The organism is Clostridium aestuarii (assembly GCF_026735135.1).
In the GTDB taxonomy this organism is placed as follows: Bacteria; Bacillota; Clostridia; order Clostridiales; family Clostridiaceae; genus Clostridium_H; species Clostridium_H aestuarii.
The window spans coordinates 399,959-417,691 of sequence record NZ_JAPQER010000001.1 but is presented as its reverse complement, the minus strand read 5'-3'; the positions used below and the strand labels follow the sequence as shown (position 1 = coordinate 417,691).

Annotated in this window: 18 protein-coding genes and 1 riboswitch; of the genes, 11 read left to right on the top strand and 7 right to left on the bottom strand. The window is 27.9% G+C overall.

Features of this window, described 5'->3' with window-relative positions:
- Positions 1 to 266 precede the first annotated feature (266 nt).
- The 7 genes from OW763_RS01755 to OW763_RS01725 all read left to right on the top strand — a co-directional run bounded on the left by OW763_RS01755 (position 267) and on the right by OW763_RS01725 (position 9,173).
- Complete coding sequence (locus OW763_RS01755) at positions 267 to 2,591, top strand: PAS domain S-box protein (protein WP_268039340.1); 2,325 nt, start codon at positions 267 to 269, stop codon at positions 2,589 to 2,591.
- A gap of 116 nt (positions 2,592 to 2,707) precedes the next feature.
- A riboswitch (SAM riboswitch) is annotated at positions 2,708 to 2,809 on the top strand.
- Between the two features lie 69 nt (positions 2,810 to 2,878).
- Positions 2,879 to 4,159 carry an O-acetylhomoserine aminocarboxypropyltransferase/cysteine synthase family protein gene (locus OW763_RS01750; protein WP_268039339.1) on the top strand — a complete coding sequence of 427 codons (1,281 nt, stop codon included), beginning with the start codon at positions 2,879 to 2,881 and terminating at the stop codon, positions 4,157 to 4,159.
- A gap of 20 nt (positions 4,160 to 4,179) precedes the next feature.
- A complete protein-coding gene (metA, locus tag OW763_RS01745) occupies positions 4,180 to 5,103 on the top strand; it encodes a homoserine O-acetyltransferase MetA (RefSeq protein ID WP_268039338.1) in 924 nt (307 codons plus the stop codon).
- A gap of 318 nt (positions 5,104 to 5,421) precedes the next feature.
- On the top strand, positions 5,422 to 6,171 hold the full coding sequence (locus OW763_RS01740) for a DeoR/GlpR family DNA-binding transcription regulator (protein WP_268039806.1): 750 nt from the start codon (positions 5,422 to 5,424) through the stop codon (positions 6,169 to 6,171).
- Positions 6,168 to 7,082 carry a 1-phosphofructokinase gene (gene pfkB, locus OW763_RS01735; RefSeq protein ID WP_268039337.1) on the top strand — a complete coding sequence of 305 codons (915 nt, stop codon included), beginning with the start codon at positions 6,168 to 6,170 and terminating at the stop codon, positions 7,080 to 7,082. The genes OW763_RS01740 and pfkB overlap by 4 nt, the downstream gene beginning before the upstream one ends.
- Positions 7,083 to 7,124: 42 nt before the next feature.
- Positions 7,125 to 8,996, top strand: a complete 1,872-nt coding sequence (locus OW763_RS01730; protein ID WP_268039336.1) for a PTS fructose transporter subunit IIABC — start codon at positions 7,125 to 7,127, stop codon at positions 8,994 to 8,996.
- A 6-nt stretch (positions 8,997 to 9,002) separates the two neighbouring features.
- Positions 9,003 to 9,173, top strand: a complete 171-nt coding sequence (locus tag OW763_RS01725) for a glycosyl hydrolase family 65 domain-containing protein (protein WP_336296875.1) — start codon at positions 9,003 to 9,005, stop codon at positions 9,171 to 9,173.
- A 104-nt stretch (positions 9,174 to 9,277) separates the two neighbouring features.
- Here OW763_RS01725 and OW763_RS01720 read toward each other — a convergent pair whose 3' ends face one another.
- The 3 genes from OW763_RS01720 to OW763_RS01710 are packed head-to-tail and all read right to left on the bottom strand — an operon-like array spanning position 9,278 to position 11,372.
- Positions 9,278 to 10,108, bottom strand: a complete 831-nt coding sequence (locus tag OW763_RS01720; protein WP_268039335.1) for a 4Fe-4S binding protein — start codon at positions 10,106 to 10,108, stop codon at positions 9,278 to 9,280.
- Positions 10,101 to 10,259, bottom strand: coding sequence for a CD1871A family CXXC motif-containing protein (locus tag OW763_RS01715; RefSeq protein ID WP_268039334.1), 159 nt, complete (start codon positions 10,257 to 10,259; stop codon positions 10,101 to 10,103). Before OW763_RS01715 ends, OW763_RS01720 begins: the two co-directional genes overlap by 8 nt.
- Positions 10,260 to 10,274: 15 nt before the next feature.
- On the bottom strand, positions 10,275 to 11,372 hold the full coding sequence (locus OW763_RS01710) for a TlpA disulfide reductase family protein (protein ID WP_268039333.1): 1,098 nt from the start codon (positions 11,370 to 11,372) through the stop codon (positions 10,275 to 10,277).
- Between the two features lie 248 nt (positions 11,373 to 11,620).
- On the opposite strand from OW763_RS01710, the gene OW763_RS01705 reads away from it, so the two are divergent.
- Positions 11,621 to 12,346: a hypothetical protein gene (locus OW763_RS01705; RefSeq protein WP_268039332.1), complete on the top strand. Its 726-nt coding sequence runs from the start codon at positions 11,621 to 11,623 to the stop codon at positions 12,344 to 12,346.
- A 93-nt stretch (positions 12,347 to 12,439) separates the two neighbouring features.
- Here OW763_RS01705 and OW763_RS01700 read toward each other — a convergent pair whose 3' ends face one another.
- Both OW763_RS01700 and OW763_RS01695 read right to left on the bottom strand, forming a co-directional pair.
- Complete coding sequence (locus OW763_RS01700; protein WP_268039331.1) at positions 12,440 to 13,354, bottom strand: DMT family transporter; 915 nt, start codon at positions 13,352 to 13,354, stop codon at positions 12,440 to 12,442.
- Positions 13,355 to 13,618: 264 nt separating this feature from the next.
- On the bottom strand, positions 13,619 to 14,074 hold the full coding sequence (locus OW763_RS01695; RefSeq protein ID WP_268039330.1) for a DUF2383 domain-containing protein: 456 nt from the start codon (positions 14,072 to 14,074) through the stop codon (positions 13,619 to 13,621).
- A gap of 224 nt (positions 14,075 to 14,298) precedes the next feature.
- On the opposite strand from OW763_RS01695, the gene OW763_RS01690 reads away from it, so the two are divergent.
- A complete protein-coding gene (locus tag OW763_RS01690; protein ID WP_268039329.1) occupies positions 14,299 to 14,712 on the top strand; it encodes a hypothetical protein in 414 nt (137 codons plus the stop codon).
- Between the two features lie 24 nt (positions 14,713 to 14,736).
- On the opposite strand, the gene OW763_RS01685 is transcribed toward OW763_RS01690, so the two are convergent.
- Positions 14,737 to 15,432, bottom strand: a complete 696-nt coding sequence (locus tag OW763_RS01685) for a cyclic nucleotide-binding domain-containing protein (protein WP_268039328.1) — start codon at positions 15,430 to 15,432, stop codon at positions 14,737 to 14,739.
- A gap of 195 nt (positions 15,433 to 15,627) precedes the next feature.
- On the opposite strand from OW763_RS01685, the gene OW763_RS01680 reads away from it, so the two are divergent.
- Positions 15,628 to 16,050, top strand: a complete 423-nt coding sequence (locus OW763_RS01680; protein ID WP_268039327.1) for a DMT family transporter — start codon at positions 15,628 to 15,630, stop codon at positions 16,048 to 16,050.
- 12 nt (positions 16,051 to 16,062) lie between these two features.
- Positions 16,063 to 16,515 (top strand): DMT family transporter, encoded by a 453-nt coding sequence (locus OW763_RS01675; protein ID WP_268039326.1) that lies wholly within the window; start codon positions 16,063 to 16,065, stop codon positions 16,513 to 16,515.
- Between the two features lie 201 nt (positions 16,516 to 16,716).
- Here OW763_RS01675 and OW763_RS01670 read toward each other — a convergent pair whose 3' ends face one another.
- Positions 16,717 to 17,478 (bottom strand): DeoR/GlpR family DNA-binding transcription regulator, encoded by a 762-nt coding sequence (locus OW763_RS01670; RefSeq protein WP_268039325.1) that lies wholly within the window; start codon positions 17,476 to 17,478, stop codon positions 16,717 to 16,719.
- Positions 17,479 to 17,733: the final 255 nt, after the last annotated feature.

The following is a 17,733-nucleotide window of genomic DNA, read 5'->3' as shown; positions in this document are numbered from 1 at the left end:
GGTTTGTCATACTATATAAAAAAGTTAAGTTAATGATTTGTTTTTAGTTATTTAAAGGAATTATAAAATTTATAAGTACTTAATATGGTAAAATATACTTTTGTGATTATAAAATTTTTCTTTTATGTAAAAAAATATTAATATATGTAATATTATATTAATGTATGACTAGTAAATATCGAATATTATAATAGGAAAATATTTAAAATATATACATAAATTAAATATATTGATAAAAATTATTATTTAGGAGGATAATGATCTCTATGTTTTGTGATAGTATTGATATGAAAACATTTTTTTATAAATTGCCAATACCAATTATAGTTTTTGATAATAATATCCAAATAGTAAGTATAAATGCTGAAACAATAAATTTTTACAAAGATAGATTAGAGATGCAGTGTAACGATATTAATAATTACATGAAAAAATGGCTTAAAGAAGAATTCACAAGCTTTAAAGAGGATATTCAAAAAGAAAAAATATGTTTTGAAAAAGCTTTAGAAATAAAAAAAGAATTTTTATATTTTAAAATTAGTTTAAAAAAGATATATGATAATAACTTTAATATTAAAAATATAATTTGTATTTTAGATGATATAACCATTCATAAACTAAATGAAATAAATCTAAAAAAAAGTGAAAAAAATCTAAGACGTATTCTTGAATACATGCCTATAATGATGGATACTATCGATAAAAATGATAATGTAGTGGTATGGAATAAAGAATGTGAGCATATAACAGGATATTCAAAAGAAGAGATTGTTAACAATCATGGGATGTGGGAAAATTTATATCCAGATAAGGATTATAAAGAAAAAGTATTAAAGAAAATAAGAGAAAATAAATGCAATTTTAGAGATTTAGAGTATGATATTGTATGTAAAGATGGAAGCATAAAAACCATATCATGGTTTAATATATCTGAAAAGGTACCTGTTAATGGTTGGAGTTCTTGGGCTTTTGGAATTGATGTAACTAATAGAAAAAATACAGAAGTAAGATTAAGAAAAAAAACAAAAGAATTGGAAAAAATTTTTGAAGCAGTACCAGATTTATATTTACGTATAGACTATAAAGGAAGAATATTAGACTGTAAAGCTGGAATTACTTCTGATTTTCAAGGAGCATCTAAAGAATGGATGGGACAAACATTTCAAGATATAATTCCTGAAAATACAAAATTATTTTTTAAAAAAGTTATAACTAAAGCTATTAAGACAAATACCTTAGTTGAAGAAGAATTTTCAGAGCAATACAATGAACAGTTAAAATATTATGAAAGCAGAGTAATACCTTTATCAACGGATGAAATTATAATTATAATTAGAGATATTTCAAAAAGAAAATTAATTGAGCAGGAATTAAAAAAAAGTGAAGAACGATATAAAACTATTTTTGATATGAGTCCAGATTATATTTATCTTATAGACATAAATAATGATTCTATAGTTGATGCTAATCCAGCTTTTTTAAAAAAATTTGGTATGACTAAAAGGAATTTAGGACATGTAACAGCTGTATCACTTTTAGATGATAAAGGGCTTGAAATATGCAAGAAAGCGGTTTCGCGGCTAATAAAGGGAGAAGAGATTATAGGACTTAAACTTACTGCTAAAGATGCTAATAAGGATTTAGTATATATTGAAGCACATTATATTCCAGTAATTGAAAATGGAAATGTAACTAAGGTTCTATGTTGTTCAAGAGATATAACTGAGACAAAAAAGATTAGAGAACTGAGAAACAAGATTGAAGAAAATATTAAGAGATTAAATGAAGCTGCAAAATATGAAAAATTTAGAACAGAATTCTTCTCTAATATATCTCATGAATTTAGAACACCTCTGAATGTAATGTTAGGTGCTGTACAGCTGATGAACATGTATTTAAGAGATGTACCTAATTTAAAATGTTATAAAAAATTTAAGGAGCTTAACAATAGTGTAAAGCAAAATTGCTATAGATTAGTAAGACTAGTTGATAATTTAATTGATATTACAAGAATAGATTCAGGATTTTTAGAATTAAACCTAAAAAATTGTGATATTGTAAAAATAACAAAGGATATAACCTTATCTGTTTCAGAATTTGCAAAGCTTAAGTCTTTGAAGCTTGAATTTAATTCTGATATAGATAGTAAAATTACTGCATGTGATCCCAATAAAATTGAACGAATACTTCTAAATCTTTTATCAAATGCTATAAAATTTACAAAAGAGGAAGGAAAAATATCTATTAATATAAAGAGTGAAAAAGATTCAGTGATAATTGCTGTAAAGGATACAGGTATAGGGATCAAAGAAGAAAATATTAAAGATATATTTGAAAGGTTTAAACAGGTAAATAAGTCTTTAACTAGAGAAAATGAGGGAAGTGGAATAGGATTGTCTCTTGTAGAGGCTTTGGTTAAAATGCATAATGGGCATATATGGGTTGAGAGTGAGTATGGAAGAGGAAGTGAATTTACTATAAAGCTTCCTATAGGGATTATAGAAGATAGTAATGATGAAGTTGCTTTAATTAATATTCAATCCAATAAGGTTGAAAAAATATATGTAGAATTTTCAGATATATATTTTTAAAAAATTATAGTATATATTATTGGGGATTCAATTAGTGTGATATAAATTAAAAAAAGCTTGACTTTTATAATAAATAGGTGTAATATTATTAAAAATAAAATTAAATTATGAATATAATCTTATCCAGAGAGGCAGAGGGACTGGCCCTATGAAGCCCGGCAACCGGTATATATGTACAAAGGTGCTAATTCCAGCAGGATTTTCCTGAGAGATAAGAAGTGGTTAGTATATTAAACACTTCTATAGAAGTGTTTTTTTATTATATAAAAATGAAGGGGGCAATTAACATGTCAAACAAATGGGGCAAAGGAACAATATGTGTGCAAGGAGGATATAGTCCAAAACCAGGAGAAGCTAGGGTACTACCTATAGTTCAAAGTACAACTTATAAATATGAAGATCCAGATCATGTAGCAAAATTATTTGATTTGGAAGCGGAAGGGCACATGTATTCAAGAATAAGTAATCCAACAGTGGCTGCTTATGAAGAAAAGGTTAATAGTTTAGAAGGTGGAGCTGGAGCTTTAGCTGTATCATCAGGACAATCAGCAACTACTTTAGCTTTATTAAATATATGTAAAAATGGGGAACATATAGTGGCAGCTTCTACTATATATGGAGGAACTTTTACATTGCTTGCTTCAACATTTAAGAAGTTTGGAATAGAGGTGAGTTTTGTAGATCCTGATGCAAATGAAGAAGAAATATTAAAAGAATTTAAAGACAATACAAAAGTTATTTTTGGAGAAACTATAGGAAATCCAGGATTAAATATTTTAGATTTTGATAAATTTTCAAATATTGCAAAGAAGATGGGAGTACCGTTTATTGTGGATAACACATTGGCTAGTCCATGTCTTTGTAGACCATTAGAGTTAGGTGCTAATATAGTCGTTCATTCTTCAACTAAATATATAGATGGACATGCTACAAGTGTAGGCGGAATTATTGTAGATGGGGGTAATTTTGACTGGACTAATGGAAAGTTTCCTGAATTAGTAGAACCAGATCCAACTTATCATGGAGTTAAATATGTTGAAACTTTTGGAAAATCAGCATATATAGTAAAAGCAAGAGTACAGCTCTTAAGAGATATAGGGAGTTGCTTAAGTCCATTTAATGCATTTTTGAATCACTTAGGACTAGAAACACTTCATTTGAGAATGGAAAGACACTGCAGCAACACATTAGCTTTAGCTAAGTTCTTAGAAAACCATGAAAAGGTTAGCTGGGTTAATTATCCTGGACTTGAAAGTCATTCAAGTCATGAAGCAGCTGATAAATTTTTACCACAAGGAGCAGGTGCAATATTAACTTTTGGAATAAAGGGTGAAGCAGAAAATGGAAGCGAATTTATAAGAAATCTTAAGTTAGTAGCTTTAGTTGTTCATCTAGGAGATGCTAGAACCTCAGTTCTTCAACCGGCAACTACAACGCATAGACAGTTAAGTAAAGAAGAGCAAATAGCTTCAGGGGTTTACCCAGACTTGATAAGAGTATCTGTAGGAATAGAAGATCCAGCTGATATAATTAATGATTTTGATCAAGCCCTTTCAAAAATTAAATAACTAGAGAAAGGAAGTTTATTATGCCGATAGTAATACCAAAGGATCTTCCAGCAACAGAGATTCTTGAAAATGAGAATATTTTCGTGATGAATGAACAAAAAGCTAGTCATCAGGATATAAGGCCTCTTAAGATAGCCATTGTAAATTTAATGCCCAGAAAAGTAGAAACGGAAACTCAGCTTTTAAGATTACTTGGTAATATACCAATACAAGTAGAGATTGAACTTATCCATACTAAAACTCATGATGCAAAAAATATTTCACAAAATCATCTGCTTAGTTTTTATAAAACTATAGAAGAAGTAAAAAATGAAAAATTTGATGGAATGATAATAACAGGAGCTCCAGTTGAAAAAATGGAATACGAAGATGTTGATTATTGGGAAGAGTTAAAAAAAATAATGGATTTTTCAACTACAAATGTATACTCAACTCTTCATATATGTTGGGGAGCTCAGGCAGGACTTTATTATCATTATGGTGTACCTAAATATCTTCTTGAGAAAAAAATTTTTGGAGTTTTTTCTCATAACATAAATAAAGAAAAAATTAATCTTTTAAGAGGTTTTGATGATGAATTTTATGTTCCTCATTCTAGACATACAGAGGTTAGAAAAAATGATATAGAGAAGGTTAATGATCTTATTATATTATCAGAATCTGAGGAAGCAGGTGTATATATTGCAGCTTCAAAAGATGGAAGACAAATTTTTGTAATGGGACATTGCGAATATGATAAAGATACTTTAAAGTGGGAATATGATAGAGATGTAGCTTTAGGAGAAAAAATCAAACTTCCTAAGAATTATTTTAAGAATGATAATCCTAAAGATAAACCTATTGTTAAGTGGAAAGGTCATGCTAATTTATTATTTTCTAATTGGTTAAATTATTACGTATATCAGGAAACGCCATACACTTATGTAAATGAGGAAATTGAATAAATAAAAAAATATAGTTACATGTAAGTTTTACTTTTTAGGCTGTTGATAAAAATATTATCAATAGCCTTTTTCTATTAAAAAATAGGTTTAATAATTCATTAGTGGAAAAAAGTAAATTAAATTATTACATTATATATTATAATAATATTATTGAGGATGGTTTTTGGATGAATTTGATTAATAATGGCTTGTTTTGGAAGAGAATAATTTAATTTTGAAGTTTTTTAAAAGAAAATGATTAGTTTTGAACGAAAATGATTGAAATATGATTGATTTTGAATTATAATGAAAACATAGAGAAGAGGAAAGGTGATTAAATTGTTAACAGAAGAAAGACAACAATTGATATTGGATGCTTTAAAAAATAGAGGAATAGTTAAGATTAATGAACTTGTAGAGGTGACAAATACATCAGAATCCACTATAAGACGTGACCTTACTCATCTTGAAAGCATGAATGCGTTGAAAAGGATTCATGGTGGAGCAACACTTCCAAAAAGAAGATTCAATGAACCAAGCTATAATGAAAAGTTAGTTCAAAATATCAATAAAAAAACAATAATAGCTAAATATGCAGCAGATTTAATAGAAGAAGGAGAGTGTATATATTTAGATGCAGGTACTTCAACATTTGAGATGATACAATATATGGACAAAAAAGATATTGTTATTGTTACTAATGGACTTAAGCATATTGATGCTCTTGTTGAAAAGGATATCAATGCATATATACTTGGTGGAAAAGTGAAGGGTAGAACTAAGGCAGTTATAGGAACAGATGCTTTGAAAAGTTTAGAAAAATATAGATTTGATAAAGCGTTTATAGGTATAAATGCTGTTCATTTAGAGTATGGTTTTACCACACCAGATTCTGAAGAAGCTATTTTAAAGGAGAGTGCTATGAACTTTTCAAGTGAAGCATTTGTTTTAGCAGATGAAAGTAAATTTGGTGAGGTAACATTTGTTAAGGTTGCAGATTTAAAAAAAGCATCTATAATTACTAATAATAAAGTTGAAGATTATGAAAAGTATTTAGAAAAAACTAAAGTAAAGGTTGTGACAGAATGATATATACTTTAACTTTTAATCCGTCGATAGATTATATTGTTCATGTAAAAGAGTTCAAAGTAGGGGAAGTTAACAGAGTAAAAAAAGATTACAAATATCCTGGTGGCAAAGGGATAAACGTATCTAGAGTTTTAAACAATTTAAATGTAAAAAGTAAAGCATTAGGATTTATAGGAGGTTTTACAGGAGAATATGTTAAAAATTTTTTAGAAAGTGAGGGGGTTGATACAAATTTTATAAGTACAGAAGGTGATACTAGAATTAATGTAAAACTTAAAGCTAATGAAGAAACAGAAATAAATGGATCAGGTCCTGATATAAAAGAAGATGACCTGAAAAAGCTGTTTAAAAAGTTAGAAAAATTAACATCAGATGATTTCCTTATTCTTGCAGGAAATGTTCAAAAAAGCTTGCCTATAGATATGTATGCACAAATTCAAAAGAAATGCTTAAACAATAATGTAAAGGTAATAGTGGATGCAACTGGGGAAACACTGAAATGTACTTTAGAAAATAATCCTTTTTTAATAAAGCCTAATAATGATGAATTAAGCGATATATTTGACACTGAGATAAATACTAGAGAAGAAATTATATATTATGGAAGAAAGCTTAGTGAAATGGGGGCACAAAATGTAATAGTTTCGATGGCTTCAGAAGGAGCACTGCTTATATGCAACGAGGGGGTTTATAAAGCTTCAGCACCAAAGGGCACCGTTAAAAATTCCGTAGGATCAGGAGATTCGCTTGTAGCAGGATTTATTGCAGAGTACTCTAAAACTTTAAATGTTACAGAAGCTTTTAGATGGGGAGTAGCATCAGGAAGTGCTACAGCTTTTTCAGTGGATTTATGTAAAAGCGAAGAGGTTAAAAATCTTATAGAGCAAGTTAATATAACGAAATTAAGCTAATTAACAGGTTTGGATTAACCAATAAAACTAAGGGGGAAGAATATGAGAATAACAGAACTTTTAAAAAAAGATACCATAATTCTCAATTTGAAATCGACTACAAAATCAGAAGTATTAGATGAACTTGTAAATAAACTAGATAATGCAGGTAGATTAAACAATAAAGAAGAATTTAAAAAAGCTATTTTAATAAGAGAAGAACAGTCTTCAACAGGTGTTGGTGATGGAGTGGCAATTCCACATGCAAAGACTTCAGCCGTTAAAACTCCAGCATTGGCATTTGGATATTCTAAAAAAGGTATAAATTATGATTCGTTAGATGATCAGCCAGCACATATATTCTTTATGATAGCTGGGTCTGATGGTGCACATAATGATCATTTGGAAACACTATCTAGATTATCTGTAATGCTTATGAAGAAAGAGTTTAGAAGTAAATTAATGAATGTAAAAAGTGAAGAGGAATTATTAAAATTAATAGATATTTATGAGGAAGCTAATTCAGATAAAGAAGAAACAAAAACAATTACTTCACAAGAGTTAGTACTTGCTGTAACAGCGTGTCCTACAGGAATAGCTCATACTTATATGGCAGCAGATGCTCTTAAAAGCAAAGCAGAAGAAATGGGTATAGCTATAAAGGTTGAAACAAACGGTTCTACAGGTGTGAAAAATAGATTAACTGATGAAGAAATAAAGAAGGCTTCAGCTATAATAGTTGCTGCTGATAAGCAAGTTGAAATGGCTAGATTTGAAGGGAAAAAAGTAATACAAGTTCCAGTGGTACAAGGAATAAAAAATGCTGAAGAACTTATAGATAGAGCAGGAAAGGGAGAGGCTTCAGTGTATCATTATTCTGGAAATTCTAAAGAAAATCTTAATACATCTAAGAGTGAAAGAACAGGATTTTATAAACATCTTATGAATGGTGTTTCAAACATGCTTCCTTTTGTAGTAGGAGGAGGTATATTAATAGCTATTTCATTTATGTTTGGAATTAAGGCTTTTGATCCAAAAGATCCATCCTTCCATCCATTTGCAAAATTACTTATGGATATAGGTGGAGGAAATGCTTTTGCTCTTATGGTACCTATACTTGCAGGATTTATAGGTATGAGTATAGCTGATAGACCAGGTTTTGCACCTGCTATGGTTGGTGGGCTTATTGCAGCTAATAATGGAGCAGGATTTTTAGGTGGACTAATAGCAGGATTTTTAGGTGGTTATTCTGTTGTATTCTTAAAAAAACTGTTTTCAAATTTACCAGATTCTTTAGAAGGCATAAAACCTGTTTTATTATATCCTCTATTTGGTATATTTATAACTGGAGCAATAATGCTTCTTGTGGTTGTAAATCCTGTAAAGAGTATGAATTTAGCTTTACAAGGTTGGTTGAATTCTATGGGAACAGCTAATAAGGTTATATTAGGTTTGGTTCTAGGTGGAATGATGGCAGTTGATATGGGGGGACCTATAAATAAGGCAGCATTTACATTTGGTATCGCTATGATTGATGCTGGGAATTTTGCACCACATGCAGCAGTTATGGCAGGCGGAATGGTTCCACCATTAGGAATTGCTATTGCCACAACTGTATTTAGAAATAAATTTACTAAGAGTGAAAGAGAAGCAGGAAAGACTTGTTATATAATGGGATTATCATTCATTACAGAGGGTGCTATACCATTTGCAGCAGCAGATCCTGGTAGAGTAATTCCTTCTATAATTGTAGGATCGTCAATTGCTGGTGCTTTAACTATGATGTTCAATATAGGACTTCCAGCACCACACGGTGGACTATTTGTAATACCTATAGTTGAAGGAAATCCTTGGCTATATATCTTAGCTATATTAATAGGTTCAATTGTAACAGCTATAATGTTAGGACTCCTTAAAAAACAGATAAATAAATAAAGATAAATATATAAATTTAAAATAAACTTTAAAGGATGTTTAATACAGGTCGAGGTTAATAAAAAAGCAGTGAAATACACTTTGATTAAGGGAGAAAAAATTGAAATTTATCATAAGAATATTAAATTTAGTTTAGTTGTTGGTGATGAGAGTAGTCGTGATGATGTGCTTGGATAGTAAGTTAGTATTTGTAGTTGAAATGCTGTATCAGATAGTGATACAGCATTTCAATGGTTTATGTTAATATAATTTTTGATTTTTTAGCTGTGAAAGTTAAGTTGTTAATTAAAAAATCCTTTTTCAATAGCATTGGTAGGGCAAGCTTTTATACAATCTCCACATCTTATGCATTCTGAACTATTTGGATTTTTATATACATCTATATTTAACTTGCATTTTTTAACACAAGCTTTACAGTTTGTACACTTATATTCATCTACTTTGAACCTGTAAAAGCTTATACGATTAAATAAAGAATAAAATGCACCTAAAGGACAGATGTATCTACAAAATGGTCTGTAGATAAATATTGAACCTACAATGACAATAACCAAAATAAACATCTTCCATGCAAATAAAAATCCAACAGCAGACCTTAAAGATTTGTTTAATAATACTAAAGGTATTCCTCCTTCTAAAGTACCTGCAGGGCATATATATTCGCAAAAATAAGGAGGACTCATTCCAAATTCATCTACCAAAAACATAGGTAACAATATTACAAAGACAAGTAAAATAACATATTTTAAATACTTTAGTACATTGTTTACTTTCTTATTAAATTTAAGCTTACAAGATGGTACTTTGTAAAGTAAATCCTGAATCAATCCAAAAGGACATAGCCATCCACAAATGAATCTTCCTAGTATTAGTCCTAATAAAGATATAAACCCTGTTATATATAATGAAAAATTATATTTTATACTTCCTATAACCGCTTGCATTGAACCGATAGGACAGGCGCCTAAAGCTCCAGGGCATGAATAGCAGTTGAGCCCCGGAACACATATCTTTTTAAGAGGACCTTTATATATGTTCTTTTCAAAAAAGCCTTTTATATTTGAATTCGTAATTAAAGTAAAGACTATTTGAGTTATTCTTCTTTTATCCAATTCCTATACACTCCAAACATATATTTATAGCTTTTTTAAATACTGTTTTTACTTCATTCCTATATAAGCCTGCAACTATGAAACTTGAACTTATTAAAAGAAGTCCGTACCGTAATATTTTCTCTTTCAATTCAAATGGTTTTTTATACATATTTCACCATAACCTTTATTTTAAAGTCTTTAATCTGTTTTGTATTTCATTCTTATAAAATTCCTTATTGTTACCACCTACTATAGGTTCACCAATAATATTTCCTTTGTTGTCAACAAATACAGTAGTTGGAACTCCTGGGATGTCTTTTAATAATCCATTCATTAATGATTCATCTGGAATTATATTAGTAAATTCAACGTCTTTTGATTTTATTATTTTCTTTGCTAATTCTTGATTTTCTTCATCATTGAATGTATCAGACACAATACCTAGTACATTTATATTTTCTTGTTTTACTTCTTTATAAAGTTCTTGAATATCAGGCATTTCTGCTTTGCAAGGACCACAGAATGTTGCCCATATATTTACCATTGTAAGCTTATTATCGTTGAATACACTGTTATCTATATTTTTCCCATCTAAAGTTTTTGTTTTAAAATTAAGTTTTTTATAATTGGATACTTTTTCCATAGGATCTACTGGTTTGAATAGTTTTATACTTTTCTTTAAATCCTTAATAGCTGCGTATACTTCCTTAAATTCTTTCTTTTCTTTATCTGTTAAACCAGATTCATCATATTTATCATTATATAATATGTAACATTCAAAATTATCTTTTTTTGCTACTTTATCTTTGTGTGTATATTTTGCAAAAACTTCTTCTTTTCGTTTTTTGTCATCAACATTATCTGTGTTTTTATCAAGTACCATAATTGTACAAAAATCTTTTGCTTTACTTTGATATTCTTCAAATAGTTTTTTTTGTTCTTCCTCGGTTTTAGCAGTCTTAGACATTTCTACTATTTTATCATAAAATTCATCTGATAGATATTCGTATGGAATTTCTCCGATTATATAAGCTACACCTGGTTTTCCCGGTGCTATACATGCAGGCCCTACTCCTTTTTTTTCAGCCCATGTTTCTGGTATATCATATTCTAGTCCCATTTCATCAAATTTCATATGAGTATCTTTTGCAGTTTCTTTTTGAGTCTCAGTTTGTTGAGACTTGTTTTGATTGTCTGTAGTTGGTTTTGTGGATTTACCACATGCTGCCATAGAAGTACAAATTAATGTTGCTATAATTATTGATAAAAGTTTCTTTTTCATGATGTTTCCCCCTAAATATTTAAGTATTTACAATTATAAGTATATATTTTAAAGTATAAGTAGTCCATTTCTTTGTCTTACAAAATAATATTATAATCTTACATTTTTGTAAGGTTATAATGGGAAAAACTATATATATTGTAAAGTTTTCGTAACTATTTATTAGTATGCATATGATAAGGTTGTTAGAGAAATACTAAATGTTCGTACACTACTGAAAATTTCAAACTAAATAAAGAGGTGTAAAAATGTTAAAAAAGAAAATATTTATATCGATGTTGGTAGCAAGCATGGTTATGCCACTTTCATCATGTGGTTCACAAGAGCAACTTTCCAAAGTAGATGGAAATGAAAGTATAAAAGTGGAATCTTCAAAGGAAACTGTTGCACAAAATCAGAATGCTAATAGTACCAAAGAGAATTATAAGAAAGAAAAAGTGGAAATTACTAAGGAAGAAGCATTTAAAATAGCAGTTAAGGCATCTAAAGAGTACTTTGATTTCAAAGCTGATAAGAAGAAATTTAATCCAGATAAGATAACTGATATGAATACATATTGGATTGTTCCTATAAGTAGTAATAAAGGGGATTTACTAGTAAGTGTAGCACTAGAGAGTAAACAGGTTTTTGCAATTACAGGTTCATCTTCTGCATGGAATAAATTAAAGGAAGAATATAAAAGGGAAAAAGGTATAAAAGATGATAAAATTGATGATAAAAAGTTATGGGAGTATAAATATTCTAAGGAGCCAGTTTCTGAAGAAGAAAGTAAGAAAATAGCAGAAAAATTTATAAAATCATCTCCACTTAAGAACAAGAAATTAAAATATAATGAATCAAAGTATGAATTTAAATTTGATAGTCCTGAAAAGGAATATTATGTATTTTCATATGAAGAAGAAGGTAAAGAGTCAAAAGAAATATTCATAAAAGTAGATACTTTCTTAAGAGAAGTTTATGAAGTCCTTATGTAATGGAATATATTAAAAATAGCAGAATAAAAAATATCTTCTGCTATTTTTAGTGTAATATATAAGAAAAAACACAATTTAGTGATATAAGCTTTTTTATTTTGTAGTTAAAATAGGTGGTTTCCGTCTTTGGGTGAAAATTTTTGGAGTTGGTATCTGTAAAAATATTAGCGATACGATAATTAGTAATCCACCTATAATCATGTTTGAAGTTATAATTTCATTTAAGAAAACAACTCCTAAAATACATACAAATAGTGGTTCGAAAGTACTTATTATAACAGAATTACCAACACCAATTCTTTTAACTCCTTCATAGAGGGTTATTGTAGGAACTATGCTGCACAAAACACCTAAGACTATAGAACATAAAAAACTCTTAGTATTTGGTGCAATTAAAGTTTGTCTAGTAATTAAGCATTGTATGAAATAAACTATCATACAAGAACTCATTACATAAGTTGATATTACTGTAGAGTTCAGTGCTTGTATTCTTTTCTTTTCAAGTCCTATACAAAAATAAGCATATCCAATAGATCCTATAAAAGCAAGAAGTATACCTGTCAAATTCACTTTTACAGGTCCAGTACAAACAACAAGAAGTAATCCAATTGATGTTGAAATTAGGCAAAAAAGCTTTTTAAAGTCTAGTTTTCTAGAAACAATCATTTCATGTCCTACTACTATAACAGGATAGCAGTAAACTATAATTGTAGCCAAAGAGCTTGATATGTATTTATAAGCATAAAAAAGTCCAGAGGCTGAAGAAGTATATCCTATAAAGCTTATTAAAAGTAGATGCTTAAGTATAGATTTTGTGGTTTTATAAGGAAGTTTTTTAACTAAAACATATGACCACAAAATAAGGCTTGCAGTAAAAAATCTTAAGAACAAAAGAGTGCTTACTGATATACCTTGAGCATAGGCAAATTTTGAAAATAAAGGCAGACTTCCAAATGTCATAGCAGAGATTATAATAAGTAATGTTCCTATAAATTTATCCCTATTCATAGTAGGTTCCTCCATGAGTTAATTAAATATCATATAGGATTATATAACCGTATTAAAATAATATAAAGTCTCAAATTTTTTCATTTTTAAAGAATTTAAATATATTAGCGTTATTTTACAAATAAAAACAACGTTTTTTATTTAAAATCGTGATTTTTTATTTTGAAGGAAATTGAAAATTTTGAGTTTTATAAAGAGGAAAACTTCTTAAGAATTTTGGAGTTTAGCTATCAAAATTCTTAGGAAGTTTTTATAGTTTATAAATTATTCTGCTGAAGATGTATTTAATCCATTAATTAGTAAATTAAGAGAATTAATATTATTTTTGTTTTCACTTAAAATATTATTTACAAGTGATGAACTTTCCTCATCAATATTTTTTGAAACTACTTGAGAAGCGTTTTTTATTCTAGTATTTTCTTCATCGTATGCTTTTTTTAGATATGATAATGAATCTTTTTCTCCTGCATTATTTAAATTTGACAGTGCTAGTGCTAACATACCCTGTATTCCTATATTATCTATGGGATTGCCACCAAGATTTTGTATTTTTTCAGCAAGTTTAATAGCATGGTGTTTATGGTTCTGTTGAATTTTTTGTAATTCAATTTTTACATTTTCTTCATTTACATCTTGAATAAATTTATCATAACTGTCAATGGACATGTATTCATCTTTTAAAATTGTATTTAATTGCTCAATACTTGTTTTATTATCCATAATATCACTCCCTTATATTATAGATATTCCCAAGGTAATAGGAAAATATAATAAAAGTGCGTGAATGATTTACTAATGTAAAACTATAAATTTATATAGAGTGTGAAAAGGTAATAACAAAATAACAAAAGCTTTCATATAATACTATGAAGGTTAAAATATAGTGTTTAATATTATATTTTAATTTAACTGTTAAAATATAATATTAATTTGGAGGGGTTAATGTGTCAGATAAAACGGAAAATCTGATAGAAAAAATGTATGAAGAGTTTAACAACATGTTTCAAAATATAGAGCATAATTTTGTTAATATAAATGATAAATTAGAAAACTTAGAAAGAAAAAATGATAACAATATGATTTTGATAGAGGAATTAAGGAAGAAAATAAAAGAAACTGTTGATGGTCGATTTTCACATAATGAGAATAAAAGTGGTGAATATAATAAAGTGCAAAATTTGATAGAAGAAAAAGCAGATAATATAGAGAGTTTGGTAAAAGAAAATTCAAGGGATATACAAACTGTAGAGGAAAAAATGGATGATATTAGAATGGATATAAATATGTTAAGCAGAAGAGTTATGGATAATGATACTCAAATTATAAGAATAAATAGGAATTTAAAGCAGAAGAAATAGCTTAAAAGCTTTAGTGCTTTTAAGCTATTTATATATGTCACCAGCTAATTGTTCTAATGAGGTTCTGTTTAAAATAATAATTGAGTTTTTTTCTTTTTTTATAATTTTTTCAGTGCATAATTTATTTATGGTTCTTATTAAATGTCTATAGCTAGTTCCAAGTAAATCTGATAGTTCTGTTAATTTATATGTATATAACTCATCTACAGTGGATGAATTATCATCATATGGTGTGGTAGCTAAAATATAGCTAGCTAGTCTGTTTTTTAATGGATATAAAAGGTTGATAGAGCTGTATTTCGAAAATTTATCTAGTTTATTACCTAAACTTTTGCATATATATTTTAAAAACTGTATATCATTAATTGCATTTTTTCTTAAAGTGTCCATTGAAATACCTATGCATAAAGAGTCTTCCATAGCTTGAAGATTGGATGAGGCCATATCAATATCAATAAATTCAATATCTCCAAATATATTTAATGGTTTGTAAAATTGCAACAAAAGAGATTTTCCGTTTTTCAATAAAGTATATACTTTGACCTTGCCTTCAACTAGAAAATAACAATAGTCCATTTTTTGATCAGACCTGCAAATGTGATCATTTTTATTGAACAAAAACAATTCCATATATTTTTTCATATCTTTATCAAAAATATCTTTAATATTATATTTATTGATATAATAATTTAATTTATTTTCATTATGAATTCTTATCACTACGCATATTCCTCCTAAATAATTATTAATAATGTTTAGTGTTATATTTATCTTCCATTGAGAAAGCTTCATATATTAAAAATAATACCAGTAATTATATTATAGACTATTTATCTAAAAATAGGACATATGTCATATTAATATTGTTTGTTGATGTGATATGCTTAGGATGAATTAAGAAATGGAGGAAAGGTAATGTATAAATTATCAGCAGTGTTCATAGGGTTATTAATTGCTATTATGGTAACTTTTAATGGGATTTTAGCAAAAAATATAGGTGATTATTTATCAGTATTAATAGTTCATATAGTAGGACTTACAATGATAAGTTTCATTTTAGTTATTAGAAAAAAGAAAATTAAGTTTAAAGAAAACATTCCAATTTATTTATTTAGTGCAGGAGCTATTGGTGTGTTTTTGGTATTTTTTAACAATGTGTGTTTTAAGTATCTAGGAGTATCTTTAACATTATCGCTAGGTTTGTTTGGACAATCAGTTGCATCAGGAATTATAGATCATTTTGGGTTATTAGGAATGAATGTTAATAAATTTCAAAGAGAAAAATTAATTGGATTTACCTTAATATTAATAGGAATAATTATAATGCTGATATATTAGGAGGAGCAATATATGTTATATATAATACTGGCGTTGATAAGTGGATGTTTGGTTATTCTATCAATGGTAATTAACTCGTATTTAGCAAAAAAAATAGGTGTGTTCCAAGGAACTTTTGTAAATTATACAGTAGGATTATTATTTACTACTTTAATTTTGGTGTTTAAAAATGAGTTTGCAAATTTATCTATGAGTGCACTTTCTCATATTCCGTTTTGGGCTTATTTAGGTGGGGTAATAGGAGTAATGGTTGTAGTTATATCAAATATTATAATACCTAAAATTCCAGCAATTTATTCAACATTGCTTATCTTTATAGGACAACTTTTTACAGGGTTATTTATAGATCATTTTACTGGAAATTTGATTTCAAAAGGAAAAATAATTGGTGGATTTTTAATTATTGCAGGACTAATGTATAATTTTAATGTTGATAAAAAACAAATTGCTAAGAATGAACAATGAAAGCTGCATTCAGTTAGTTGATTTTGTAATTATGCAAATTTTTAAATAAGCAAAAAAGAAAGACTGTCTCAAAATAGAGTTTAAATACAATATACTGATTTGTAATCGAAAAATCAGTATATTGTATTTTTTATTTATTTTGAGATAGTCCTTTTTATTGTTAATATAGTGAAGTGTATTTCAAATAATATATGCTTTTTATTAGCTTGGAACTATTAACTGTATATCATTTTCTTTAAAGAAATCTTTAAAATCTTTAGGTGGAACCTTGTTTGTAATAAAAGCAGTTATGTTTTCTAATTCACAGTATGTTAGTAAAGATGTAACATTAAGCTTAGAATTGTCAGCTAAAATTACTACTGTATCGCTTTTGTCCACAACAGTTTTCTTTATCTGATACTCAATAGAGGATGAATTAGTAACCCCCTTTGAAATAGAAACTCCAGTCGTGGCCATGAAGGCTTTACAAATATTATAATTTCTTAAAAAGTTTACAGCTTCAATTCCTATAAGTGAATTAGTTTTTCTAAATAATGTTCCTCCTGGTGATAATACGTTAAGATTAGGGTACATAAGCGCAATAACTAATACATTAAGATTATTGGTTATTATAGTCAGGTTTTTTTTATCTGCTAAAAAAGGTATCATGTGCATAGTGGTTGTTCCAGAGTCTATAAAAATTATATCTCCATCATTTACTAATTCACTAGCGGCTTCCGCAATGACTTGTTTTTCAGATTTATTTTTAATTTCTCTTTCTTCAAATGGAACAGTGTTTCTTTTATCTTTATTTATAGTAATGCCACCGTATACTTTTGTAATTACACCTTTTTCTTCAAGTTCCGAAATATCTCTTCGTATAGTGTTTTTTGAAACATCAAAAACAGAGCATAATGTATTTAAAGAAACATTTTCATGTTTTATAATGTAATTTTCAATTTCTTGTATTCTACAAGATTTCAATTTCTCTCCTCCTAAAGTACTCTTTGTTTGTAATATATATAAATTATGTCTATTTGATATCTGTATTATATTAAATAGTATATAAGATAGTATGAAAGAATACAAGAAAAATATGCAAAAATAATCAAAACATAATCAAAATGTAATCAATATATAACCAAAAGATTATAAAAGCGATTGACAAAGATTGTAAAAACGGTTAAAATCTAACCAAGAGATGACAAAAATGCAGTAAAAAAATTACTAGTTAGAAGG

What these genes read in the sequence shown, in the direction of transcription:
- OW763_RS01755 (WP_268039340.1), top strand. Translation starts at nt 267, where the DNA reads ATGTTTTGTGATAGTATTGATATGAAAACATTTTTTTATAAATTGCCA.
- OW763_RS01750 (WP_268039339.1), top strand. Translation starts at nt 2,879, where the DNA reads ATGTCAAACAAATGGGGCAAAGGAACAATATGTGTGCAAGGAGGATAT.
- metA (WP_268039338.1), top strand. Translation starts at nt 4,180, where the DNA reads ATGCCGATAGTAATACCAAAGGATCTTCCAGCAACAGAGATTCTTGAA.
- pfkB (WP_268039337.1), top strand. Translation starts at nt 6,168, where the DNA reads ATGATATATACTTTAACTTTTAATCCGTCGATAGATTATATTGTTCAT.
- OW763_RS01730 (WP_268039336.1), top strand. Translation starts at nt 7,125, where the DNA reads ATGAGAATAACAGAACTTTTAAAAAAAGATACCATAATTCTCAATTTG.
- OW763_RS01715 (WP_268039334.1), bottom strand. Translation starts at nt 10,259, where the DNA reads ATGTATAAAAAACCATTTGAATTGAAAGAGAAAATATTACGGTACGGA.
- OW763_RS01710 (WP_268039333.1), bottom strand. Translation starts at nt 11,372, where the DNA reads ATGAAAAAGAAACTTTTATCAATAATTATAGCAACATTAATTTGTACT.
- OW763_RS01705 (WP_268039332.1), top strand. Translation starts at nt 11,621, where the DNA reads ATGTTAAAAAAGAAAATATTTATATCGATGTTGGTAGCAAGCATGGTT.
- OW763_RS01700 (WP_268039331.1), bottom strand. Translation starts at nt 13,354, where the DNA reads ATGAATAGGGATAAATTTATAGGAACATTACTTATTATAATCTCTGCT.
- OW763_RS01695 (WP_268039330.1), bottom strand. Translation starts at nt 14,074, where the DNA reads ATGGATAATAAAACAAGTATTGAGCAATTAAATACAATTTTAAAAGAT.
- OW763_RS01680 (WP_268039327.1), top strand. Translation starts at nt 15,628, where the DNA reads ATGTATAAATTATCAGCAGTGTTCATAGGGTTATTAATTGCTATTATG.
- OW763_RS01675 (WP_268039326.1), top strand. Translation starts at nt 16,063, where the DNA reads ATGTTATATATAATACTGGCGTTGATAAGTGGATGTTTGGTTATTCTA.